Consider the following 469-nt stretch of genomic DNA (forward strand, 5'->3'; position numbering starts at 1 on the left):
GCACGCTCTCCATCGGGGGTGTACCACATGGCACCCACAGCGTCGTCGTTGATGTCCACTTTCTCCAAGAGCCATTCCAGTGGAATGCCCGTGACCTCCACCTGGGCGATGGCCTCGCCGCCCAGCGGGTTAATAGTGCACTGAGCCACCAACGGCGTGGTAACTACTACGCCGGCCTTCTCGGCCTCATCGATGAGGTCGACCAGCTTCCAGGTCTTCTCTTCGGCGACGGCGCCGGTAATGGAGATCTCCCAGGAATCGAACATCTCCTGATCGAGCGGCTTGTTATCGGCCGTATTGTCGAAGCGCATAAGGTCGTAATCGTTGCCGAGCCACTGCGCATTGGGCATCTGGTCCTGAGAAACCGTCAGGTCCTGATCGAAGGTAAAGGTGCCGTTTACGTCCTCAACTGGCGTGATGCCCTTCTGCTCGGCTTACTTCACCTGATCCCACAGGGCCAAAGCGCCCT

1 protein-coding gene is annotated in these 469 nt (G+C 58.8%); it reads right to left on the bottom strand.

All coding sequences use genetic code 11. The features are described from left to right. The coding region (locus PZH32_RS11275; RefSeq protein WP_275208342.1) for a molybdopterin-dependent oxidoreductase at nt 1-350 on the bottom strand (350 nt) is incomplete at its 3' end. Nucleotides 351-469: the final 119 nt, after the last annotated feature.

Origin of the sequence: Adlercreutzia equolifaciens, from assembly GCF_029076695.1 — a bacterium.
GTDB lineage: Bacteria > Actinomycetota > Coriobacteriia > Coriobacteriales > Eggerthellaceae > Adlercreutzia > Adlercreutzia equolifaciens_A.